This is a genomic window from Streptomyces sp. NPDC038707, from assembly GCF_040636485.1.
Lineage (GTDB): Bacteria > Actinomycetota > Actinomycetes > Streptomycetales > Streptomycetaceae > Streptomyces.
Genome location: NZ_JBEZUP010000026.1, coordinates 61,824 through 84,804, shown reverse-complemented (window position 1 = coordinate 84,804; position 22,981 = coordinate 61,824). Strand labels below are relative to the sequence as shown.

Annotated in this window: 20 protein-coding genes and 1 pseudogene; 9 read left to right on the top strand and 12 right to left on the bottom strand. The window is 74.2% G+C overall.

Annotated elements, in window-relative coordinates; translation table 11 throughout:
- Positions 1-80: 80 nt before the first annotated feature.
- Both AB0E62_RS28895 and AB0E62_RS28890 read right to left on the bottom strand, forming a co-directional pair.
- Complete coding sequence (locus AB0E62_RS28895; protein WP_362200086.1) at positions 81-740, bottom strand: response regulator transcription factor; 660 nt, start codon at positions 738-740, stop codon at positions 81-83.
- Entirely contained in the window at positions 713-1,984 is a 1,272-nt protein-coding gene (locus AB0E62_RS28890; RefSeq protein ID WP_362200083.1) for a sensor domain-containing protein, read from the bottom strand. The genes AB0E62_RS28895 and AB0E62_RS28890 overlap by 28 nt, the downstream gene beginning before the upstream one ends.
- An 837-nt stretch (positions 1,985-2,821) precedes the next feature.
- Between AB0E62_RS28890 and AB0E62_RS28885 the strand changes: the two genes are divergently transcribed.
- The 4 genes from AB0E62_RS28885 to AB0E62_RS28870 all read left to right on the top strand — a co-directional run bounded on the left by AB0E62_RS28885 (position 2,822) and on the right by AB0E62_RS28870 (position 7,132).
- Positions 2,822-3,154, top strand: a complete 333-nt coding sequence (locus tag AB0E62_RS28885; RefSeq protein WP_362200021.1) for a hypothetical protein — start codon at positions 2,822-2,824, stop codon at positions 3,152-3,154.
- Between the two features lie 116 nt (positions 3,155-3,270).
- The gene (locus AB0E62_RS28880) at positions 3,271-3,786 is read left to right on the top strand and encodes a VTT domain-containing protein (RefSeq protein WP_362200018.1); all 516 of its coding nucleotides are present in this window, start codon (positions 3,271-3,273) and stop codon (positions 3,784-3,786) included.
- A gap of 158 nt (positions 3,787-3,944) precedes the next feature.
- Positions 3,945-4,682, top strand: a complete 738-nt coding sequence (locus AB0E62_RS28875) for an ABC transporter ATP-binding protein (RefSeq protein ID WP_362200015.1) — start codon at positions 3,945-3,947, stop codon at positions 4,680-4,682.
- Entirely contained in the window at positions 4,676-7,132 is a 2,457-nt protein-coding gene (locus tag AB0E62_RS28870) for an ABC transporter permease (RefSeq protein WP_362200012.1), read from the top strand. Before AB0E62_RS28875 ends, AB0E62_RS28870 begins: the two co-directional genes overlap by 7 nt.
- Before the next feature lie 142 nt (positions 7,133-7,274).
- On the opposite strand, the gene AB0E62_RS28865 is transcribed toward AB0E62_RS28870, so the two are convergent.
- Together AB0E62_RS28865 and AB0E62_RS28860 are read right to left on the bottom strand one after the other, a co-directional pair.
- Positions 7,275-7,880, bottom strand: coding sequence for a dihydrofolate reductase family protein (locus AB0E62_RS28865; protein ID WP_362200009.1), 606 nt, complete (start codon positions 7,878-7,880; stop codon positions 7,275-7,277).
- 313 nt (positions 7,881-8,193) lie between these two features.
- Positions 8,194-10,617 (bottom strand): helix-turn-helix domain-containing protein, encoded by a 2,424-nt coding sequence (locus AB0E62_RS28860; RefSeq protein ID WP_362200006.1) that lies wholly within the window; start codon positions 10,615-10,617, stop codon positions 8,194-8,196.
- Positions 10,618-11,429: 812 nt separating this feature from the next.
- On the opposite strand from AB0E62_RS28860, the gene AB0E62_RS28855 reads away from it, so the two are divergent.
- On the top strand, positions 11,430-11,657 hold the full coding sequence (locus AB0E62_RS28855; RefSeq protein WP_362200003.1) for a hypothetical protein: 228 nt from the start codon (positions 11,430-11,432) through the stop codon (positions 11,655-11,657).
- 123 nt (positions 11,658-11,780) lie between these two features.
- Here AB0E62_RS28855 and AB0E62_RS28850 read toward each other — a convergent pair whose 3' ends face one another.
- Positions 11,781-12,920, bottom strand: coding sequence for a serine hydrolase domain-containing protein (locus tag AB0E62_RS28850; RefSeq protein ID WP_362200000.1), 1,140 nt, complete (start codon positions 12,918-12,920; stop codon positions 11,781-11,783).
- Positions 12,921-13,400: 480 nt separating this feature from the next.
- Between AB0E62_RS28850 and AB0E62_RS28845 the strand changes: the two genes are divergently transcribed.
- From AB0E62_RS28845 to AB0E62_RS28830, 4 genes and pseudogenes are all read left to right on the top strand, one after another.
- Positions 13,401-13,667 carry a hypothetical protein gene (locus AB0E62_RS28845; protein ID WP_362199997.1) on the top strand — a complete coding sequence of 89 codons (267 nt, stop codon included), beginning with the start codon at positions 13,401-13,403 and terminating at the stop codon, positions 13,665-13,667.
- Between the two features lie 15 nt (positions 13,668-13,682).
- Positions 13,683-13,949 (top strand): hypothetical protein, encoded by a 267-nt coding sequence (locus AB0E62_RS28840; RefSeq protein WP_362200106.1) that lies wholly within the window; start codon positions 13,683-13,685, stop codon positions 13,947-13,949.
- Positions 13,950-14,566: 617 nt separating this feature from the next.
- Entirely contained in the window at positions 14,567-15,691 is a 1,125-nt protein-coding gene (locus AB0E62_RS28835) for a lipase (RefSeq protein ID WP_362199994.1), read from the top strand.
- A 13-nt stretch (positions 15,692-15,704) separates the two neighbouring features.
- Positions 15,705-15,973: pseudogene (locus AB0E62_RS28830) on the top strand (IS5/IS1182 family transposase); the annotation flags it as partial.
- Positions 15,974-16,065: 92 nt separating this feature from the next.
- On the opposite strand, the gene AB0E62_RS28825 reads toward AB0E62_RS28830, so the two are convergent.
- The 7 genes from AB0E62_RS28825 to AB0E62_RS28795 form a co-directional block, all read right to left on the bottom strand.
- On the bottom strand, positions 16,066-17,349 hold the full coding sequence (locus tag AB0E62_RS28825) for an MFS transporter (RefSeq protein WP_362199991.1): 1,284 nt from the start codon (positions 17,347-17,349) through the stop codon (positions 16,066-16,068).
- A 6-nt stretch (positions 17,350-17,355) separates the two neighbouring features.
- Positions 17,356-18,447, bottom strand: coding sequence for a polysaccharide deacetylase family protein (locus AB0E62_RS28820; RefSeq protein ID WP_362199988.1), 1,092 nt, complete (start codon positions 18,445-18,447; stop codon positions 17,356-17,358).
- Positions 18,444-19,820: a condensation domain-containing protein gene (locus AB0E62_RS28815; protein ID WP_362199985.1), complete on the bottom strand. Its 1,377-nt coding sequence runs from the start codon at positions 19,818-19,820 to the stop codon at positions 18,444-18,446. Before AB0E62_RS28815 ends, AB0E62_RS28820 begins: the two co-directional genes overlap by 4 nt.
- Positions 19,821-19,891: 71 nt before the next feature.
- Positions 19,892-21,028 (bottom strand): acyl-CoA dehydrogenase family protein, encoded by a 1,137-nt coding sequence (locus AB0E62_RS28810; protein ID WP_362199982.1) that lies wholly within the window; start codon positions 21,026-21,028, stop codon positions 19,892-19,894.
- A 219-nt stretch (positions 21,029-21,247) separates the two neighbouring features.
- Positions 21,248-21,997: a class II aldolase/adducin family protein gene (locus AB0E62_RS28805; RefSeq protein ID WP_362199979.1), complete on the bottom strand. Its 750-nt coding sequence runs from the start codon at positions 21,995-21,997 to the stop codon at positions 21,248-21,250.
- Positions 21,994-22,710, bottom strand: coding sequence for a dihydrodipicolinate reductase C-terminal domain-containing protein (locus tag AB0E62_RS28800; protein ID WP_362199976.1), 717 nt, complete (start codon positions 22,708-22,710; stop codon positions 21,994-21,996). The genes AB0E62_RS28805 and AB0E62_RS28800 overlap by 4 nt, the downstream gene beginning before the upstream one ends.
- Positions 22,703-22,966, bottom strand: coding sequence for a phosphopantetheine-binding protein (locus AB0E62_RS28795; RefSeq protein ID WP_030617584.1), 264 nt, complete (start codon positions 22,964-22,966; stop codon positions 22,703-22,705). Before AB0E62_RS28795 ends, AB0E62_RS28800 begins: the two co-directional genes overlap by 8 nt.
- Positions 22,967-22,981 lie beyond the last annotated feature (15 nt).

The following is a 22,981-nucleotide window of genomic DNA, read 5'->3' as shown; positions in this document are numbered from 1 at the left end:
CTGTACCCCGACTACTCACACCCGGGCCACGCCCGCCCGGGGCGGCCGGTCGTCCGCCGGCGGCCCCGGGTGAGGGAGTGTCAGGCCCGCAGGAAGGCGAGCACCGCGAGCACCCTGCGGTGCGTCTCGTCCGCCGGGGGCAGGTCCAGCTTGGTGAGGATGCTGCTGATGTGCTTGCCCACGGCCGCCTCGGAGACGACGAGTTCGCGGGCGATCGCCCCGTTGGACTTGCCCTCGGCGATCAGGGCGAGCACCTCGCGCTCGCGGGGGGTGAGCCGCTCCAGCGGGTCCCGGCGGCGGCGCAGCAACTGCCGTACGACCTCCGGGTCGACGACCGTGCCGCCGTCCGCGACCTCGCACAGCGCGTCCACGAACTCCTCGACCTGGCCCACCCGGTCCTTGAGCAGGTAGCCGACGCCCGAGCCGTCGCCGGAGTCCAGCAGTTCCGAGGCGTAGGCCCGCTGCACGTACTGGCTGAGCACCAGCACCGGCAGGGCGGGGCGGTGCTCGCGCAGCCGGACGGCCGCGTGCAGGCCCTCGTCCTGGAAGCCGGGGGGCATGCGCACATCCGTGACCACGATGTCCGGTTCGTGTTCCTCGACGGCGGTGAGGAGCGCCTCGGCGTCGCCGACCGCCGCGACGACCTCGTGGCCGCATCGGTGCAGCAGACCGATGAGCCCCTCCCGCAGCAGGACGCTGTCCTCGGCCAGGACTACACGGAGCGTTCGGTCGGCTCGCAGGGCTCGCAAGGAATCTCCACACGCAACAGGGTTGGTCCGCCCGGCGGACTGGACAGGGAGAGTCTGCCATCGAGAACCGACACCCGGTCCGCGAGCCCGGTGAGTCCGGTCCCCGCGGTGAAGTCGGCGCCGCCACGGCCGTCGTCGCACACCCGCAGGCGCAGCCGCCCGTCACGGTGCCCGCCGCTGACCTCGGCCCGGCTCGCGCCGCTGTGTCTGGCGACGTTGGCGAGGGCCTCGCACACCACGAAGTACGCGGCGGCCTCCACCGACTCGGGCAGCCGGCCGGGCAGGTCCAGATCCACGTCGACGGGGACCGGGGAGCGATCGGCCGCGTCCGCCACTGCGGCCTCCAGGCCGTAGTCGGCGAGCACCTTGGGGTGGATGCCGTGGATGAGTTCGCGCAGTTCCGCCAGCGCCCGGCCGGCTTCGTCGTGCGCCCTGGCCAGCTGGTCGGCGAGCGGGCCGGGTGGCACGTCCAGCCGGGCCAGGCCCAGGGTCATCGTCAGGGCGACGAGCCGCTGCTGCGCTCCGTCGTGCAGGTCGCGCTCGATACGGCGGCGCTCGGCCTCGAAGGCGTCGACCAACCGCACCCGGGAGCGGTTGAGTTCGACGACCTTCTCGCCCAGGTCGCCGTCGCGCGGGGCGATCAGCAGCCGGGTCAGCTCGGCCCGGGCACCGGCGGCGGCGCCGAGGACGTAGGCGCAGCCGCACAGCACGACCAGGCCGAGGACGGCCACGCCGAAGGCCGTCGGCCAGCTGGTGACCGTCCACTGCTTGAGCACCTTGGTCTCCTGGCCGTCGCCGGCGGTGGCCAGCAGCAGCGGGGTGAGCACCATGGAGCACGGGAGGAGCAGCGCCACGGTGAACGCCAGCGCGTCGACCGGCCACAGCAGCGCGGAGAACAGCAGGCCGTAGCCGAGTTCGCGCCACGTGGACTGCTCCCGCAGCCGGGTCGTCAGCCACACCCACAGTCCCGCGGCGGCGGGCTGGGCGTGCTGGTGCGGGGCCGGGTCGAGGTCCACCAGGCGCAGCCGGTGGCGCTCCACCCAGGCCACCGGGATGCCGGCCAGCGCGGTCAGCACGAGCAGCGGCAGCCCGACCAGGACCACGGCGAGCACACCGCCCACCGCCACGGCGACGGCGAACCCGGCCAGGGCGAGGGCGCCGGTGAGCGCGCCGGTGAGCAGATACCCGGCCGACCGCCACGGCCACGGCGACAGCAGATAGCCGGGCCGTGCCATGGCCTGCCACACAGTGCGAGGGTGCATGACCCCACGGTAGAAGCCGCCGTGGGACGGCGGCCATCGGTCCGGACGGCACATCGCGGGTAGGGCTGGCCCTACCCCTGGCGGGGCGCGCCGTGGCAGGGACGGCGGCCGGGGGCGGGTGCGGGCCCGTGACCAGGGGAACCGGGCGGGGAGCCGGCCGGGGATCGGCGGCGCCCCCGACGCCCGGGGAGGGGGTACGGGGAGGTCACGGGCGGGGCGCGGCACGCTCTTGCCGCCGCAGGCTGCTGCAACGTCGAAGGCACTATTCCGCCACGGGGCGGCCGCACGATGGCTGGGAAAAGCGCTCGGCGTTCGTGAGCCGGCCGCTCCACTGCGCGGTCCCGGCCGTGTGAGGTGGCAAGTCACACGTGGAATTACACATGGAATTCCGGCTTCTTGGCCCGGTGGAGGCGAGAGACGGCGCCCGGCGCATCGCGCTGTCGGGCTCGAAGGCGCACACCGTGCCGGCCGCGCTGTTGCCCGCCCAGGGGCGGGTGGTCAGCGACGGGCGGCTGGCGACGCTGCTGCCGTCCACCACCGGCGCCGCCGTCCTGGTCACCAGCCGCAGCAGGCTGGCCGCGGTGCCCGGGTCCCGTACCGTCGCGCTGGACCCGCTCGGGCCCGCCGCGTCCCGGGCCCTGCTCGGCTCGGTCGCCGGGCGCGCCCGCGTCGACCGTGAGCGCGAGGCCGTCGGGGTCGTCGCCGACGCCTGCGCCGGGCTGCCGCTCGCGCTGCGCGCCGCCGCGACCCGGCCAGTGCGGCCCGGCCGCACTGGCCGGCGGCCCGCGGCTGGCCGGTCCGGCCTCGCGCATGGGCGAGTTGCGGGCCGGCCACCTCGATCCGGGCCGTCGGCTGGGGGCGGCGCTGTCCCAGCGCCCGCCCGCCGAGCAGGAGGTGGCGCGCGCCCTGGCCCCGCACCTGCCCGGCACGTTCACGGCGGGCGACGCGGCCGCGGAGCCGACCGTGTCCGGGGAGACGGCGGAGCAGTTCCTGGAGCGGCTGGTGGAGGAGTCGGCGCTGGAGATGAGCGGCATCGACACCGGGGGCCGGCCACGCTACCGCTTCCACAAGCTGATGTGGCTCGTCGCCGGGGGGTCCGCTGGGGCTGTGCCCCCGGACCTGACGTTCACCCGGGCGAGCTGACCGGAGTCCGGGGGGTAGGCCTCGCCCTACCCCAAGGCTCGCTCCTGCCGCACTGCGCCGGCCCGCCCTCGCAGGGTTTCGTGAGAACAGCGGAAGAACGAGAGAGGCGGCCCGCGATGACGGCATGGCTGGCGGAGCACGTGGTGGCGTACGGTGCCTCCGGGATCCTCGCCGCGGTACTGCTGCTGCCGGCGCCGGAGGCGGCGCTCCCGGTGGCCGGCACGCTGATGCCGGGTCAGCCGGCCGTGGTGCTGGGCGGCATGCTCGCCCGGCGGGCCCACCTCACCGTCGAGGCGGCCCTGCTCGCCGCGTTCGCGGGGGCCGTGCCGGGCACTGTGATCGGCTACGCCGTCGGACGGCGCCGGCACGAGCGGATCCTCGCCCCCCTGCGGGAGCACCGGCGGCACGGCGCGTACACCGCGCGGGCGCCGGGGCTGATCCGGCGGCACGGCGGTCTCGCGGTGTTCGTCGGCCGCTTCACCGCCGTGCCGCGCACCCTCGTGCCGACGCTGTGCGGGGCGACCCGCATGCCGCTGCGGCGCTGTGTGCTGTGGTCGGTGGTCAGCGGCGCGGTGCGGGGACCGGCGTTCGTCCTCCTCGGCTGCCTCATCGGCCCCGCCGGACCCGGCTGACGCACCGCGGCACGCAGCCTCCTGCCAGTGCGGAGACCTGCCGGCCGCCACACCCCTCCCGCGCCCGGCGCCCTCTGGACAACGGACTTGCCGGCGCCGCCTCCCGAAACCTCCGTCCCGCCAGGTGCGGGAGGACCACACCGAACGAGTGGGGACAGATGAACCACGACGCCATCCAGTTGCGCTCCGTCAGCAGGCGGTACGGGTCGGGCGACGGCACCGTGACAGCGCTCGACGAGGTCTCGCTCTCCTTCCCGCGCGGCACCTTCACCGCCGTGATGGGCCCCTCCGGCTCCGGCAAGTCGACCCTGTTGCAGTGCGCCGCCGGCCTCGACCGCCCCACCTCCGGGTCGGTCTCCGTGGGCGGGACCGAGCTGACGAAGCTCAGCGAGACCAAGCTGACCCTGCTGCGCCGGGAGCGCATCGGGTTCGTCTTCCAGGCCTTCAACCTGCTGCCCTCGCTGACCGCCGAGCAGAACGTGGCGCTGCCGCTGCGGCTGGCCGGCCGACGGGTGCCCCGGGCACGGGTGCGCGAGGTGCTCGGGCAGGTGGGGCTCGGCGAGCGGGCGCGGCACCGGCCGACGGAGATGTCCGGCGGTCAGCAGCAGCGGGTGGCGCTCGCCCGCGCCCTGATCACCCGTCCCGAGGTGCTGTTCGGCGACGAGCCGACCGGTGCCCTGGACTCGCAGACCAGCCGCGAGGTGCTGACGCTGCTGCGCGGGATGGTCGACCGCGAGGGCCAGACGATCATCATGGTCACCCACGACCCGGTGGCCGCGTCCTACGCCGACCGCGTGGTGTTCCTGGTGGACGGCCGGGTCAACGGCGAGCTCGTCGGGGCGGGCGCCGACGACATCGCCGCGCGCATGACCAAGCTGGAGGCCGTGCCGTGCTGAGCGTCGCCCTGCGCACCCTGCGCACCCGCTGGGTCACCTTCCTCGGCAGCTTTGTAGCGCTCTGCCTGGGCGTGGCCCTGCTCGCCGTGATGGGCCTGGCCCTGGCCTCCTCCCTGGACGCCCCCGAGCGCGCCCCGGAGCGGTTCGCCGCCGCTCCCGTCGTGGTCAAGGGGCAGGACATCCTGTGGGTGTCCACCCCGATCGGCGAGCGGACGCAGCAGCTCGCCGCGCCGCGGGCGGTGCCCGAGGACACCGTCGGCAGGCTCGAACGGCTCGGCACCGTCGTCCGCGACCGCTCGTTCGCCGTCACGGCCCGGGGCGGCCCCGGCGGCCTGGTCGGACACCCGTGGTCCACGGCCGCGTTCGCGCCCTACCGGCTCACGGCGGGCCACGCGCCCCGCGCCGCCGGCGAGGTCGTCGTCAGCGGCGACTGGGCCCGGCCCGGTGAGCGGCTGCGCACCGACCACGGCACGGCACTGGTCGTGGGCACCGTCGCCGACCGCGGCTTCGAACACGCCGTCTTCTACTCCGACGAGGAGGCCGCCCGGCTGTCCCCCGCCGGCGTCCAGCTGGTCGTCGACGCCGACGCGGCGGCCGTGCGGGACGCCGTGCGCGGCAGCGCGGGCGTGCGGGTCCTCACCGGGGACGCGCGTCGCTTCGCCGACGCCGACCCCGAGCGTGACCGCGAGGCGCTGACCGCGATGAACGCCATGTTCGGCACGGCCGGCGGGGTCACCGCCTTCGTGTCGGTGTTCGTGGTGGCGTCCACCTTCGCGTTCGCCGTGGCCCAGCGGCGCCGGGAGTTCGGTCTGCTGCGCACGGCCGGGGCGACGCCCGGGCAGATCCGGCGCATGGTGTTCGCCGAGGCGCTGGTGGTGGGCGTCCTCGCCTCCGCGGCCGGCTGTGTGCTCGGTTCCTTCGGAGCGCCGCGGCTGGGCCAGTGGGTGGTGGACGGGGGGCTCGCACCGGCCTGGTTCCGCATCGGCGACTACACCTGGCCGTACCTCATGGCGTTCTGGACGGGGCTGCTGGTCGCCCTGTGCGGGGTGGTCGCCGCGTCCTGGCGGGCCGGCCGCACCGGCCCCACCGAGGCGCTGCGCGGGGCGGCCGTGGACACCAGGGCGATGACCTGGGGCCGCTGGCTGTTCGGGGCGGGGCTGCTGCTGACCGCCGCGGTCACCCTGGGCCTGGCCCTGGTGACCGAGCCGGGCGACCTGCTGCACCGCAAGACGTATGTGAGCCGGCCCATGCTGCTGATCACCGCGGTGGCGCTGCTGGCGCCGGTGGTGGTGCGCCCGCTGACCCGGCTGCTGGCCTGGCTGCCGGCCCGGCTGCCGGGGGCCGGCGGGATGCTGGTGCGGGAGAACGCCGCGGCCGGGGTACGGCGCACCGCGGCGATCGCGGCGCCGGTCCTGGTGACGGTCGCGCTGGCGGGATCGCTGCTGGGGGCCACCGCGACGCTGAACGAGGCCAGGGCCGCCGAGACGCGGGAGCAGACCACGGCGGCGTTCGTCGTCACCCCGGCCGGCGGGTCCGGCTTCGACGACGCCACGCTGGACCGGCTGCGGGCGGTGCCCGGGGCGACGGTGTCGGCCACCGCGTCGAGCGCCGTGTACGTCCTGGAGGACGGGGTGGCGCTGGTCAAGTCCGAGGCCCGCGCGGCCGAGGCGCGTCCGCTCGCCGCCACGACCCGCCTGCCGGTGGTCGCCGGCAGGGTGAGCGACCTCGACGACGGTTCGATCGTCGTCAACGAGGAATGGGAGCGGCACCGCGTGGGCGACCGGGTGCCGGTGTGGCTGGGCGACGGCACGCGCACGACGCTGCGGATCGCGGCGGTGATGGCGGTCGGCACCGGCAACAACGGTGTCTACGTCACGCCCGCCAACGCCCGGGGCGCGGCCGTCGACCGGGTCGACGTGGGCCTGGCCCGGGGCGCCGACGCCGGTGCGGTGGCCGAGCGGCTGCGGGCCGCGGTCGCCGGCGGGGGCGGACAGGTGCTCACCAAGGCGCAGTTCGTGGCGGCGACGTACCCGGAGACCAACCGCACCGCCCGGCTCGGGTTCCTGCTGGTCCTCGGCATCGCCCTGCTGTACACCGGGATCTCGCTGGCCAACACGATGGTGATGGCGACCTCCGACCGGGTGCGCGACCTGGCGGTGCTGCGGCTGGCCGGGGCGACCCGCCGGCAGGTGCTGCGGCTGGTCGGCGCGGAGGCCGTGATGGTGGTCGCGGTCGGGGCGCTGCTGGGGCTCCTGGTCGCCGCGCTGAACCTGCTCGGCATGTGGGGCGCGCTCGGCCTGCTGTCGGTGCGGACGACGATCGAGCTGCCGTGGAGGACCATCGGCGCGGTCGTCGCCGCCTGCGCGGTGCTCGCGGTGGTGTCGTCGGTCGCCCCGGCCGGGCTCGCCCTGCGGCGCCGGGCCGTGGAGCTGGCGGGCATGCGCGAGTGACCCTCCGAACGGCGCCGGCTGACCATCCCCCGTCCGGCCGGCGCCCTTCGTCCGCCCGCGCGGCCGGTCGCCGTGGCCCGCGAGGCGGACGGACGGGCCCCCGAGAACGGAGGGCTCCGTCCGGTGATCCGGAAGGGAGCGCCTAATAGCTGCCGTAGCCGGGCTTGCCGTTCGGCCGGTAGACGCCGACGACGGTGCCGCCCTTCGTCGTCGAGACGCTGACCGGCTCCAGTGCGGTGGGGATCGCTCCGTCGGCGAACAGCCGCTTGCCGGTGCCGATGATCACCGGGTGGATGGTCAGCCGGTATTCGTCGACGAGGTCGTGCCGCATGAGGGTCTGGGCGAGGTCGCCACTGCCCACGACCTTGATGTCACCGCCGTCGGAGGCTTTCAGCTCGCGCACGGCATCGACGACGTCGCCCTCCAGCAGCGTGGAGTTCTGCCACTCGACGGAGGTCAGCGTCCGGGACGCCACGTACTTGCGCATGCTGTTCATCCGATGGGTGAACGGGTTGCCGGGGTCGGCGGTCGGCCAGTACGACGCGAAGATCTCGTACGTCTTGCGGCCGAGCAGCATGGCGTCGGAGACCTCGTACCAGCCGGCGACTACCGTGCCGACCTCGTCGTCGGACGCCGGCATCTGCCAGCCGCCGTGCTCGAAGCCGCTCCCGGTGTCCTCGTCGGGACCGCCCGGGGCCTGCATGACGCCGTCCAGCGTCAGGAACGTGCAAACGATGATCTTGCGCACGGTGCGCTCCCTTCGTCGACGGGTAGACCGCGCATCCGCCGGGAACTCATCGGAGGGACTCCCCCGTGGCGGGGCCAGGGCATACGGCGGGTGCCGCGCGGGCGGTTCCGAAGGTCCGCGGGAGGAGCGAGGACCTGGCCGACGGGGCGAACGCCGCCGAGGACCCGGTGCCGTGAGGCACCCTCGCCCTGACCCGCACGCCAGCGCGTCCCGCGGTCCGCATCCGCATACGCCGCATCCGCATGATGGCGCCGGCTGCGCTCGGACGGCCGGTGGTCCGGCCGGGCGGGCCGGCCGGGCCGCGGGTACGCCGTCAGTCGCGGGCGCGGCGCGGCCGTGGGGAGGACACGGGGCGGTAACCGGCGTGCGCATCGCGGTAGGCGCGGGCGAGGTGGTGCTGGACGCGGAGATGGGCGAACTGGTGCACCGCCCCGGGCCGGCGCAGAATGCCGCGGTGATAGGCGTCCTCCAGGAAGGCCATCGTGTCCCAGGGCAGGCGGCCGGTCAGCGGCAGGCAGATCCGCGAGAACAGGATCCACTGCCCCCAGGCCGTGAATCCCAGCACGTACGCGGCCGTACCCCCCAGGCCACCGGTGACACCGAAGGAGAGCGCGCTCGACAAGGACCAGCTCAGCTCTCCGAACGCGCCGTCCAGCAGACGGACCAGCAGGTAGCCGCTCAGCGCGATGGCCAGGGTGAGCAGCGGTGCCAGGACGAGGACCTGGCGCCGGACCGACGCGCGGTTCGACACCAGCAGTCCCGCCGGGCTGGCCTGGACGGTGACCTCGAAGGGGGCTTCGAGAGCGATCACCAGTCCGAAGACGAGGCAGGCGGCGGGTCCGAAGATCAGTCCGAACAGCAGCATGTTGGTGAGCGTGAAACGCAGCGCGAAGGCGTTGGCGAGCGGCACGTCGAAGAAGAGGCCGTTCTGCAGCGTCGTGACGACGGCGATGCCGGCGCCCATGACGAGGCCTCCGGCGAACACGGCTCCCAGGTACGCGGTTGTCTCGCGGGCGGACCTGCGGTCCGGTCGGCGGCGGGCGCCCGGCGCCCTCAGTTGGACCCGGGTCGGTTCGAGGGCTCTGCCGCCCCTGCGGACGAGGACGACCGCGTAGGTGACGCCGAAGGCGAGGCCCCCGGCCAGACCGGTCATGGCCCCTTCCGCCATGATCTGTGCCGCTCCCAGGGCGACGGGAGAGTCCGGCGTCAGGGGCATGGAGGCCAGGCCGACGGTCCACGTGGCGATCGCCACGCACAGCGTCGACGCCAGCACGACCGCGAGGACGCGGGTGGAGCGGCGCAGCGACTCTCCCAGCTGCCACCAGGCCAGGTCCTGCCGCTCGTGGTCGAACCGGACCAGGTGGTGGGCGAGGTGGCTCAGCCACCGCTGGGCCTGGCCCGCATCGCGCGGCACGCGGCGCGCGCGTTGTCCGCCGGCGGGTTCGGGAACGCGGCGCTCGTAGGCGGCGGGGACGAAGCCGGCGAGCAGGTGTTCCTCGATCGCCCGGGCGTCCGGGAAGCGCCCGGTGTCGAGGAGTTCGGCCGGCGAACGGTCGGTGCGGTCGCTGTACATCACCCGGGCCAGGGAGGTCATCAGCGGCGTCCGCAGCGCGTGGAGGAGGTGCGCGCCGCCCGACGCCTCCCGGGCCAGCGCCTCGTCCAGTGCGCTCCCCCAGGTCTCGGTGGAGCGGGACGCGTCGGGCGGCACCGGGGACGTCAGGGGCAGGTACTCCCGCAGGTTGCCGAAGGAGAGGTCGCACAGTTCCACGGCCGCGGCCGAGGCCAGCGGCGCGCGCCTCTCGACGGCCTCCGCGTATTCGGCGAGGCGGCTGGTGAGGACGAGCGGCGTCGACAGGCGGTTGAGCGCGTCGAGCGCGGTCGCTCTCAGGCCCTCCGCGATCTCGTCGAAGCCGTCCAGGACCGGCAGGACGAGATCGGCGTCGAGGACGTCCGCGGCCAGTGTCTTCCCGCTGGGCAGCCGCCGGGCCAGATGCGGATGGTCGCGGATGAGCCGCTCGGCCAGCCAGCCGTGCAGGCCGGTGGCGACCGGGTCCCATGAGCCGATGCTGAAGATCACCGGAACCCGGTGGAATGCCGGGTGGGAGGCGCGCTCCTTCAACAGGTCCAGCGTCAGCCGGACGGCCAGGACCGTCTTGCCGGCGCCCGCCCGGCCGAGGATCACCAGGCGTCCCGTCCCGGCCCGGTGGTAGACGTCGACGACTTTCCGCAGGTCTCCGCTCAGTTCCTGCTCCGCCGGGCCGTCCGCCGCGCGGAGCCGCCAGTTCTCCGCGTGGTCGGCGAGTCCGCTCGCCGCCGCCCGCAATCGCACCGGCAGCGGGGCGGGGTGGTGCACCCGGCGCTGCTCCTCCTCGTGCCGCCAGTGCCCTCGGACGTCCCGGGCGAGTTCCTCCGCCACGTCGGCGAGCGGCCCCCGCGGCGCCGGTACACGCAGTGCCTCGGGCGGTCCGGGGGCCGGGGGCGGGGTGGGCTGTTCCGCGGGGGCGGCGGCGTCCGGGCCACCGCCCAGGGCCGACGCGAGCAGCCGGCGGTCCTCGGGGCTCGGCCGGAGCGCGTCCGCCAGTTTCGTGATCGACCCGCTCCGGTGGTCGAACGGCTTGCCGGTCTCCATCCTGCGGATTGTGCTCACGCTCACGTCGGAGAGTTCCGCCAGTTTCTCCTGCGTCAGCTTCGCCTGCCGTCGCAGCCGCCGTAGCAGCTCGCCGAGCGATTCCGTCACCCTCGCCCTCCCCCAGTGACCCGGCAGGAGAGCCTACCTGACGACCGGTCACCGATGACCGGCGATGTGACCTGGGCGAACGGCCCCCGCATGCCCAGCATCGGTGACGCGGCGGGCCACGCCCCCAGGGAGCGGCGGCTGCGCGGACGGCATCGGCGAACGGGCGTGAGGAGGCGGACCGCGATGGCGGGGACCGGGGGACGTACTGCTGCCGAGTTGCTCCGCAGGACACGCACCGGTGCCGAGGGGCCCCTGTCGGGGCGGGTTGCGGGGCCGTCGCTGTGCGCGGGGCTGTGTGCGGAGCGGGTGGCCGCGGCCCGGCCGGCGGCTCGCGGTGCTCGGCTCCTCCGCCGACGCGCGGGTACGGCCGGGGCTGGCCGGCATGCGCACCGACAGTTCGCCGCCCGGGCCGGCGTCCCGGGATCGCGGAGCTGCCGGGTGGCCTTCGACGGCCGACGACCTGGTGCGGCGCATCCCGGCCGCTGGGGGTGGCCACCGGGCGAGGGCTGCGAGGCGCGCCTCCCGGTGGTCCTCCGCCTCATCGCGTTTCCCGCACCGGCGGCGGCCTGCCGGACCCCGCTGCTCCGGCCACCGGCCCGGCGGATCTGCCCGACGGGCCCGGCCCGGTCACGGTCCCCTCCCCCGCGCCGGCCGCACTTCGGGGACTCGGAGGGGCACCTCGTACCAGGCCCGTAGGGGCGACCCGCGGGTGCCGGCGCTCGCTCTGGAGCCCGGGCCGCCCCCGTCCGTTTCCGGCACCCACCACCCCATCCATCCGGCACCACGAGAACACCACGAGAACAGGAGCGAACATGGCGTACCGCTACTGGTGCGGCGAATGCGGCTTCAAGACGTCCTGGGGCACCGAGTCCGAGGGCGAGCGGGAGCAGCTCGCGCACTACGCCAGGAACCACCCCGGGATCGTCCCCGGCGGCCAGGTCGAGACCGACGGCAGGAGTCCGAGCGGCGGCAGCGGATGCCTCACCTTCCTCGGCATCGTGATCGTGCTCGTCATCCTCGCCGCGTCGTGCCACCGCTGACGCCCGTCCCCGGCACCCCCGTCGTCCCCACCGCATCCCGCCCGGGCCCGCGGAACGGCCAGGCGGGTGGCGGCGGGGAACGCTGGGGAGCGCCGGGCGGACGGTGCCGGACGGTGCGGTCGGTCAGAGCGCGCAGAAGGCGTCCCGCATCCCCTTGTCGGTGTCCGTCTGTCCCCGGGTCGGTGCCTGGAGGTGGTACTCGGTGTTGGCTTCCAGCACCTGCTTGCCGCCGTCGTCGTCGGCGTACCACGTGCTGAAGTAGCCGAGTACGGCCCCGTTGTGGGACCAGACCCACTGGCCGCACGGCAGTTGGAACCGGCTGATGCCCAGTCCGTAGCGGATGTCGGCGGTCCCGGTGGGGACCGTGGTCTTCAGCTCGGCCTGCTGCGCGGGCGGCAGCAGCTGCCCGTCGAGCAACGCCCGGGTGAAGGTGGCGAGATCGTCCAGGGTCGACACCATCGCGCCTGCCGGGCCCATCGCCTGGACGTTGGAGACCGTGACGTCCGTGAGCACCATGCCGAGCCAACCGTACGCGTAGCCGTGCAGGTAGTTGCCTTGCAGGGTCGGGTCGGAGGTGGGGAAGACGGTGTGCCGCAGGCCGAGCGGCTCGATGATCCGCCGGGTGACCTCGGTCGCCGGGTCGTTGCCCGTGACCGCCTTGATCACCATGCCGGCCAGCACGTAGTTGGTGTTGGAGTACTCCCACTTCTCACCCGGCTCGGAGGAGGGCCGCCGCAGCGCGAGACCCAGGTCCACGAGGGTCTGCGGCGGCCAGGCCCGGCCGGGCTCGAGGTTGGCGGCGTAGGAGTTGTAGAACGACGTGTTGTGTACGTAGTCCGGGAGGCCTGAGGTGTGGTTGAGCAGCTCCCTCAGGGTGATCCGGCTGCCGTCATAGCCGTTGGCGGCGACGGCGCCCGGAAGCCACCGGGCGACGGAGTCGTCCAGGGAGAGCCTGCCTTCGGCTTCCAGTTGCAGCAGCACGGTCGCGATGAACGCCTTGGTGTTGCTGCCCATCCGGAACTGCGCCTGGGGATCGGCGGGCACCTTGGTGGCGGTGTTGCCGGTGCCCGCCGAGACGTACTGCGCGCTGTCTCCGGAGCGGACCAGGCCGACCACTCCCGGGTAGCCGTCGGCGATGCCTTTCTGCGCACCGGCCCGCAGGATGCTCACGGCCGTCGGAGCATCGGCGTGGACCGGGGCGGCGGCGGTGAGTACCGCGAGCGTCAGCGTCGCGCCGACGGCGATCAGGCGTGCGGATTTCATGGGACGTCTCCTCGTCACTGGGTAGCCGCGAAGGCCGCGCCGGGCGGTGGTGCACGGCGTCCTGGCGAGCCTCGGACAACGGCGGCACCGCGAACAGTCCATGCGGGCGGCCATATATGACCGGTCGTCACGGCGACCCCTGCCACGGCGCTGACCTGCGCCGGACGTTGGACAGCTGAGGGCGGCCGGTCTTCCGGGGGCGTCACGGAGCGGCGACGGCAACGCGGCAGTCGTCCAGCTGCTCCGCCGGGCCGGACATCCAGGAGCCCAGGAAGAGGGAGGCCCGGCTCGGCACTGACTCGTCGGATGCCCTCCTTCACGCGGACGCGGCCGCGCGAGCCTCGCTGCACGGGTGGCCGCTCCACGGGTGAGCGGACGACGACGGGGCCGCGGAGGTCTGGCAGGCTGGGACGCGCGGGGAGATGTCGCGTCTTGCCTGGAGGAGGCCCGGATGGCGGGGATCGAACGTGGCCGGCGGAGGTGCGGGTACCCCAGGCCGCCCTGACTGCCTTCGCCGCGGCACTGAGCGTGCGCACGGTCGCCATGCGGACCTGGCCCGATGGCATCGAGTGGATGTATCCGATGGGGACGTGGCAGCAGCCTCATCTGGAGGTAGCGCTCATGGCCGGCGGTGAAGAGGTGTGGCTGCGGATGTCCACCGACCGCTCCGGCGTCGCCGTGTGGACCATCGAGCAGTGGTGGAAGTTCGCCGGTCAACTGCCCGGCGCGGCACCGCCGCACGGCTGAGCCCGGCGGCAGCCGGTGACGACTGCGAGCGGACACGCGTCGTCGCCCGCGCCGCCCCGGGGCTCCTGGCCCACCGACGCATACGCCGCCGCTCAGCGTGTCCAGGGCAGGACGGACATCCGGGACGTGATGGACCTGGCCACCGGCCAGTTCCTGGTCATCACCGAGACCACCACGCGGCACCCGACGCGGGAGCACCGCTCGCCCCTTCCGGCCGGACAGGACGCAAGCGTGCGCGACCACGCTCTGCACTCCCCCGGCGCGGCCCGCGTCATCCCCTGAGCATCCGAGCCGTCGTCCTGGTCGCGGCCCGCCGGGCCTGTCACGCTCGTCGGCTCGCCGGCGGAGACCTCACCGTCGTGCTGCAGGCAGCGCGCCACGCGGGCGCAGACACCACGCCGTCGCCCGTACCGGACGTCCGCACGCCCTTCGCCGACCGGTTCGCCCGTCCGGCACCCTGAGGAGGCGAGAGCCTTCGGCGTCCAGCGCCGTCGTCCACCACGGAGCTGCCGTCCTCACTGCGGGCGTGAGCGGCGAGCGGCCAGAGGCCGAGGCTGCGGCAGCATCAAGATCCTCTTTCGGCTCACGGCCTAACCCGGACGGGCGCCGGACACTATCCGGCTGGCCCCATGTATCCAGACGCGAGGCGCAAACAAGATAGTGTCATGCAATTCACGAGCGCTCTCGACTCCTCCAGCCGTTTCGATTCTTCGGCCGTGCCCGCGTCACGCCGGCAGTTACTGGCCCGCGCGGGTGCCTTGGCTGTACTGGGTGCCACATCGGCTCTGGTTCCGGCCGCTCGCGCGTCCGCCGCGGCGACGGCCTCCGCCGGGTCCGTACGGCTCGAACTCCCCCGTCCCACCGGACCGTGTCCGATCGGCGTCACCGAACTGCACCTGGTGGACCGGACGCGTCGCGGCCCCTGGTGGGCGGGCGAGGCGGCGTCGGGGTTCCGGGAACTCATGGTGAGCGTCTGGTATCCGGCCGATCGCGTCACGGCGGAAGACGGACCCCGGGCGCCGTACATGCGTGCGGGCGCGGCCGCGGTCTTCGGGGCAGGCGCGGCAAAGATCCTCCAGGTCGACGAGGGGGCCGTCGACTGGGGCGGATTCGTCACCCACGCCCGCGTCGGAGTGGCCGTGGCGTCCCGGGCCGGGCGGCTGCCCGTAGTGCTGTACTCGCCGGGCATGTACAACGAGCGCACCCTGGACACCACCGCGGTGGAGGAGTTGGCGAGCCACGGCTGTGCGGTGATCACCGTCGACCCCGTCCACGAGGCACACGCGGTCGAGTTCCCCGACGGCCGCGTCATCGAGTCCGCGCCCGGGCTCGGTGCCATCGAGGGGGGCGCGGACCGCTCCAGGGCTGCGCTGGAGGTCAGGGTCGCTGACGTTCCGTTCGTCCTCGACCGGCTCGCCGTGCTGGCTCGCGGCGGTAATCCCGATGCCGGGAAGCGGCCGCTGCCGCGCGGTCTCGGGCAGGCCCTCGACCTCGCGCGCGTCGGCATGTTCGGGCATTCGCTGGGCGGGATGACGACGGCCGAGGCGATGCGCGTGGACCGCCGTATCCGTGCCGGTGCCAATCTCGACGGGCCGCTCGGTTACGACTGGACCGACCCCGGCCTGCTGCTGCCGGTCGCCCGTACCGGGCTGGACCGGCCGTTCCTCGAGATGGGGGCGTGGCTTGCGGGCACGTCCGGCAGATTGCCGCACACCCATGAGCACTCCCCGTCCTGGCGGGCGCTGTGGCGGAACTCCACCGGCTGGAAACGCGATCTGTGGACGGAGGCGGCCGAGCACAACTCGTTCACCGACTACGAGACCGTCCTTCCGGGTCTCGCCGAGCGGCTCACACTGCCGCAAGGGCTGCTGACCCGGATGACCGGCACCGTCGACCCGGCACGGTTCACCGCGAGCCGCCGGGCCTACCTCACCGCTTTCTTCGAGAAGCATCTGCGCGGCCGCCACCAGCCGCTGCTGGACGGCCCTTCCCCACTCCACCCGGACGTGCGGTTCATCAGCTGACGCCCCGGAAGCGATCCCCCTCGCCTTCGTCGTCACCGGCGGCGACACGAACGACCGCACCCGGTTCACCGCCGTGACGGAAGCGGTCCGGGTACCCGGGATCGGACCGGGGCGGCCCCGGGTCCGCGTCCGGCCCGATCACGCCCTGGATCGGTGGCAAGGGCTACAGCTCGAAGGCGATCCGGTCCCGGCTCCGCCGCCGCATCCGCACACGACCCGGAACCGGCTGATCAGATCCTCGACCGGGCCCGGCGCGGCAGCCGCGGAGGCCGCCCGCCGGCCCACGCTGATGCGCGTTGTCAGGCTCCAACCGGAGGCCGTCGCACTCCGGTGCTGCGGCCGACTCCGTCTACCGGCACGTCGTGCCGCGCCGTTCAGGCGCGGTCCGGTATCCGGGTCAGGGTGCGGACCGGGCGGGTCAGCAGCAGCGCGGCGGCGGTGAGCAGGGCGACCACGATGCCCACTTGGAGCACCCGGTCGGTGCCGAAGGCTCCGGCGGCCGGACCGGCCAGCGCGCTGCCGACCGGGAACATGCCGACGGAACCCGCGACCTCGTAGGCGTGGACGCGGTTGAGCACCTCGCCCGGCACCTGGGTCTGCACGCTGGTGGCCCACATGACGCCCCAGAAGGTGATGCCGATCCCGACCACGACCTGGGCGACGGCGAGCAGCCACACCGGCCAGCCGAGCACGATACCGAGCGGGTAGAGCGGGTACGCCAGCATCGCCACCGCCCCTGCGGCGAGCGGACGGACCGGCTTGTAGCGCAGCGCCAGCACCCCGCCGGCCACGGTGCCCGCCCCGAACGCGCAGTTGAGCAGGCCGAAGGCGGTGGCGCCGTGTGCGGGCACGATCACCCCGGCGGCGACCGACAGCTGCGGCCCCCAGGAGAGCACGGCGAAGAACATCCAGATCACGATCACGCCCCACAGCCAGCTCCGGGAGCGGAACTCGTACCAGCCGGCCACCAGGTTGCGCCACAGGCTCTCGCCGGCCGGCGGCGCGGGCACCACGCCGAGCCGCAGCGCGAACAGGCAGCCCGCGCTGGTGCCGTAGGCGACGGCGGAGATCACCATGACCCAGCCGGTGGCGGCGGTGCCGACCAGCACGCCGGCCAGCGCCGGGCCGCCGAGCGCGGTGAGCGCCTCGGAGATGCGCAGCACACCGTTGGCGCCCTGCACGTCCCGGGCCACCAGCGGGACGGTCGAGGAGGCGCCCGGCTGGAACATCGCGTTGGCGGTGCCGGCCACCATCAGCAGCCCGTACAGGTGCCAGAGGTGGTCGATGCCGTGCAGGAACAGGAAGGCGAGCAGCACATGGGTGGTGAGGTTGGCCAGGTCGGAGGCGATCATCATCCGGCGGGCGGTGAACCGGTCGGCGAGCACTCCGCCGAAGAGCACCAGTCCGGCGAACGGGCCGACCAGGAAGGCCATCGAGTAGCCCGCGGTGCTCAGGTCGTAACCGGAGCTGAGCAGTCCCGCCGAGACCGCGACCGGCAGCATGGCCCAGCCGAGGAGGCCGGCGCTGCGGGCGGTGAAGTAGTACTGGAAGTTACGGGACCAGATCGCCGGTTCCCCGGCCGGCGGCGGCCCGGCGGCCCGGTCCTGGTCGTGCGGGGCCGTCACCGCCGGGGTGTGGTCTGCCGAGCGATCCTTCATGGGTCTTCAGTGCTCCAGCCGTAGATCGTGTTCTTCTTGGTCGAGCGGCCGGCCGCCGCCGGTGCCGGGCGGCGCGGGCAGTTCCGCCACGGGGACCGGTTCCAGGCCGCGTCCGAGCAGGCCCTCGATGATCGACGGGAGGGCCTGTACGGTCTGGCGCCGGTCGCCGCCGCCCTCGTGCATCAGCACCACCGAGCCCGGTCCGGCGGCCTCCAGGACGGTCGCGGCGATCCGCTCCGGTCCCGGTCTCGCCCAGTCGCGGGAGTCCACGTCCCACAGGGTCAGGGTGGTCGGGTGCCCGTCGAGCGCGGCCAGCACCTTGGGGCTCAGCGCGCCGTACGGCGGCCGGAACCGGGTCGGCGCCTCGCCGGTCACCCGGGCCACCGCCTCCGCCGTCCGGTCGAGCTGTTCGCGCAGTTGGTCCGCGGTCAGGTCGGGCAGGAAGGGGTGTGACCAGGAGTGGTTCCCGATTTCGTGGCCGGCCTCGGCGATCCGGCGGACCTCGTCGGGCAGCGCCGCGACGTGGTGGCCGACGCAGAAGAAGGTGGCCCGGACGCCGTAGCGGTCCAGGATCTCCAGGATCCGGCGGGTCTGCACCGGGTCGGGGCCGTCGTCGAAGGTGAGCGCGATCCGGGGCGTGTCACGGCTGCCGTGCTCCAGGCAGCGCCCGGCCGCCGTCAGCGCCGCCTGGAGCGGTGCGCTGCGCCGTACGCCCTCGAAGTACTCGTCGGCGCGGCCGGACAGGGTGCCGCTCTCGGCGGTCAACCGGGCCAGCTCGCCGGGGGTGCTGTGGGCCTGCTCGGCCAGCCGGCGGGCCGGGACGGAGCCGAACCGCGGCCGGGGCGGCAGCAGCCAGGGGTCGGCACGGTACACCTCCAGGCCGGCCGCCGTCATGGGCCCGTCGAGCAGGCCGTTGGTGCTGTCGATCACCGCGGCCAGCGGCTGTTCCCGGCCCAGTTCCCGTAGCCAGGCGATGAGTTCGGCGACCTGGGCGGCACCCCAGTCGCCCGGTTCGGTGACCCGGCGGCCCGCGCCGTCGATGACCTCGACGCGGTAGCCCGTGCCCGTCCAGGCGATGCCCGCGTACCGCGTGCTCACGCCTCCCCCAGCGCCGTCGCCGCGGTGACGACCAGCCGCTCGACCCCGCGCAGGAAGGTCTCCATGCCGTCGCGGGTGAGGACGGCCGGGTCGGCGGTCATGCACAGCTCCAGGGCGCCGGGGGCGGTCAGCACGTCCACCGCCACGGAGACGTTCGCCCGGGGCAGGAACTCCGTGGGCCAGCTCAGCTCGGTGCGGCCGGTCAGCTCGGTCAGCGCGGTCCGCGGGCGTCCGGTGGTGTCGAAGGGACCGGTGCCCGGGTCCCGGGTGTCGTTCCACCAGCACGAGTGGTCGGCGGCCGCACCCCGCTCGACGAGCCGCGCCACCTCGCGGTCCAGCGCCCACTTGTCGTATCCGGCGTGCCGGAACGCGCTGAACGAGACGGACCGCGTCCGCCGTACCGCGTCCTGGAAGTCCCGCCCCGCGTCCGGGAGCAGGAACACCGCTTCCTGCGCCATCGTGCTGACCGACTCGGCGGCGGCCGGCTGGAAGCGGTTGCTCACCACCACCTGGAACAGGATGTCGTCGCTCCCGGACATCCTGGCCAGCTGGTGGGAGGCCGCGCCCAGCAGCACCGCCGCGTCGCTCGCGCCCCACCCGGCCGCGACCCGTTCGACCGCGACCGCGAGCGCGGGCGAGCGCAGCAGCGCGTTGGGAAAGAGCCGGCCCGGGCCGGTGACCGCGAGGTCCGGTGCCGCGGGGGCGGTGAAGATCCGCCGGGGGCCGGCGGTCAGCCGCTCGCACCAGTAGCGCCGGGCCGCCTCGTCGCGGCGGCGGCCGAGCGGTGACGCCTGGAACTCGGCGGCCTGCAGCGGCTGGAGGGCGGGCCGGGCCGCGAGCAGCGACTCGGCGGTCTCGCCCGCCTCGATGAGCCGCAGATCGCGCAGCATCCGGCCCTCGCCCCACAGGTCCATCGCGGTGTGCGAGGCCGCCAGCACCAGCCGGTGCACCAGCCCTTCGCACTCCACGAGACCGACCCTGAACGGCCACTGGCGCGCGTGGTCGAAGGGCCGGCCCGCCAGTTCGTCCATCAGGGCCTCGCCGACCGCCGGGGCCTTCGCGGCGGCGCAGGTGCGGACCGCCACGGGCAGCTCGCCGCCCCCGTCCACGACCTGGCGCAGCCCGTCCTCGCCGTCCGGCAGGAGACGGGTGTGCAGGCTGTCGTGCATCCGCAGCAGCTCCGTCAGGTCCGCGAGGACGCGGGAGGCGGGGCGGGGCGGGTCGAGCGGCAGGTCCAGCCGCAGGTTGTAGCGGGGGGCGTCGTCACCGAGCCGGGTGACGACGCCCCAGATCGCCCGCTGGCCCCAGGTGGCGGGGCCGGTGCCGGATCCGGCGGAGTCCAGTGCGAGGGTCCGCTGCTCGAGCGTGGTCATCGTGTTCCGAACCGTCCTTTCGGGTGGCCTCGTTCGGCGCTGCTGTCAGGGGGGTGGGCGTGCCCGGACGGCTACAGGCCCTGCGAGATGACCAGGCGCTGGATCTGGTTGGTGCCTTCGACGATCTGCAGCAGCTTGGCCTCGCGCATCCAGCGCTCCACCGGGTGGTCGCGGACGTAGCCGGCGCCGCCGAGGACCTGCACCGCTTCGGTGGTCACCTTCATCGCCACGTCGGTGGCGAACAGCTTCGCCTTCGCGGCCTCCAGCGAGTACGGGCGGCCGGCGTCCTTCAGCCGGGCGGCCGCCAGGGTGAGTGCCCGGGCCGCGGCGATCTGGGTGGCCATGTCGGCGAGCAGGAAGCCGATTCCCTGGAAGGAGAGGATCCGCTGCCCGAACTGGCGGCGTTCCTTGGCGTACCGCACGGCGTAGTCGGCGGCGGCCTGGGCGATGCCGACCGCGCAGGCCGCGATGCCGAGCCGGCCGCAGTCCAGTGCGCCCATCGCGATCAGGAAGCCCTTGCCTTCCCGGCCGATCAGCCGCCCGGCCGGCACCCGGACGCCGTCGAAGCCCATCTGGGCGGTCGGGTTGGACCACACGCCGAGTTTCCGTTCCGGCTCGTGCACCACCATGCCGGGCGTACCACCGGGCACGACCAGGCAGGACAGGCCCCGGGCGCCCGGTCCGCCGGTGCGGGTGAACACGGTGTAGAAGTCCGCGTGTCCGGCGTGGGTGACCCACGCCTTGGTCCCGCTGATCCGGTAGCCGTCGTCCTCCCGTACCGCCCGGGTGGTGAGCGCGGCGGCGTCCGACCCGGCCTCCGGCTCGGACAGGCAGTAGGCGCCCAGGAGTTCGCCGCCGAGCATGCCGGGCAGCAGTTCCTCGCGCTGGGCCCGGGTGCCGTAGGCGGCGGTGCCGAAGCAGGCGAGGTTGTGCACGTTGACCGCTTCGGCGACCCCGAACCAGTGGTAGGCGATCTCCTCCAGCGCCTGGAGGTAGACCTCGTACGGTTGTCCGCCGCCGCCGTACTCCTCGGGGTACGGCAGGCTCAGCAGCCCGGCCTTGCCCAGGGTGCGCACGATGTCCCGGGGGAAGGTGTGGGTTTCCTCGAACTCGGCGACACGGGGCGCGAGTTCGCCGGCAGCGATGTCCCGGACCAGGCCGAGCAGATCGGCCGCCTCCTCGGTGGGCAGGATGCGCTGGACCTTCATCGGAAGTCCTCCGTGCGTGTCGGGTTGGGTGGGCGGGAGCGGGGGCGGCCCGGGTCTCGCGGCGGGCTGCGCGGTGCGGGGGCGGCCGGACGGCGCGCGGGTGCACCGGGCCTGGTGGCGGCGGGGCGCGGGCGCATCGGCACGGTGGCGGCGGGGCGCGCCGGGCCGGCGCCCGTCCGGCGGCGGCCCCTCCCCCGGCGGGCCGTACGGGCGGTGCGGTCAGCCGCGGTCCCAGCCGGCGGTCTCCGGCCAGTGCCGGCCGACCCGGCGGACGGCGTAGTCCCAGTACGAGCGGACGGAGAGGTCGGCGTAGATGAAGTCCTGCTTGGCGGCCACGTCCCGGTCGGTGGACCAGGCGTACGGCACGCCGGTGCTCTCGGCGGTGAGCTGGAGGCGGCAGGCCCGCTCCAGCACCTGGGCGAAGACGGCGGCGTGCCGCACGCTCTTGCCGACGATCACTCCGCCGTGGTTGCGCAGCAGCACGGCCGGGTGCTCGCCGAGGTCCTTGGCGATGTGCTCACCGGTCGCGATGTCCAGGACGGTGTTGCTGGTCTCGGTGAACAGGCCGAGCCGGTCGCGGAAGTAGGCGCCGTCGTGCGAGACCGGGCGCATCTCCAGGTCGGTGGCGCCGAACAGCAGGGTGTACGGCGCGTGGCTGTGGACGATGCCGTTGACATCCGGCCGGGCCCGGTAGATGGCCTGGTGGAGGGGGAGTTCCGGCGGCGCCAGCGGCGGGGCTGGCCGGGTGTGGTCCACGGCGCAGCGGACCACGTCCGCCGGCGCGGCCTCGTCGAAGCCGACCAGGGCGCCCTTGATGAAGAACTCTTCCCGGCCGGGTATCCGGGCGGAGATCTGGCCCTGGTTGAAGTCGTCGTGCCCGTCGAGGGAGAGCATCCGGGCGCCGAGTGCCACCTGGAGAACGAGCCGGCGTTCGGCCGGGTTCAGCGGCTGCGGTTCCTCGGTGGTCATGTCCTGCTCCTAGCTGTCAGGTCGTCGTAGACGGTCCGCATGGTGACCAGGCCGGGAGCGGCGGCGCGGGCCCAGTCGGCGGCGGCCAGCGCGCCCCGGGCCGGCACCGTCCAGCTGCCGACGTGGTGCCGCACGTGCAGCGACTCCCCGTCCCAGGTGTGGGTCAGCTCGTGTTCGCTGACGGGCAGTCCGGAGCGTTCGTCGGCGATGTCGGCCACCTCCCGGCCGCTCGCCCCGGCCCAGGTCCCGGCGAGCGCCAGCGCGGTGGCGCTCGGCCGGTGTGCCTTGCCGAGCGGGTGCCGTTCGCGGACGGTGGTCACCGGGTCGAACCGGCCCGTGGCATAGGCGGCGGTGAACTCGGCGATGCGCGCCTGGAGGTAGTGACCGAAGGAGAGGTTGGTCGCCCGGACGACCGGCACCGTTCCGGCCAGTTCCGCCAGCGCCTTCCACTGGGTGTCCGACAGATTGGAGACGCAGGCTACGAGCGGTACCCGGTGCCCGGCGCAGTAGTCGAGGACGTCCGGGTGCGCCTCGGGGGCGCTCGCGTCGATCAGCACGTCGGGGACCGCCTCGGCGGACCAGCCGGTACGGCGGGAGGCGGTGAGGCAGACCCTGGTGCCGTCCGCCCGGCAGACCGCGCGCACGGCCGAGCCGAGCCGCCCCAGGCCGACGATCCCGATCGTGCGGCCGCCCGCCGCGGGCGTCTCAGGCATCGGCGCCCGCGCCGCCCGCGAGCACCAGGGCCGTGACGGAGTCGATGGTCTCGTAGTGCTCGATGGCGGCCTCCGGGTCCAGGTAGACCCCGACCTCGTTCTCGATGCTGTCGATCAGGCGCATGTAGGAGAGCGAGGTGTATCCGACGTCGCGCAGGGAGTAGCCGGCGGCGGCGAGGTCGGCGGCGGTGACGCTGCCGTCGCCGGCCGCGATGACGAGGTCGATGATCTTGGTGCGGAGCGCGCTGCTGTCCATGGGCGATTCCTCTGG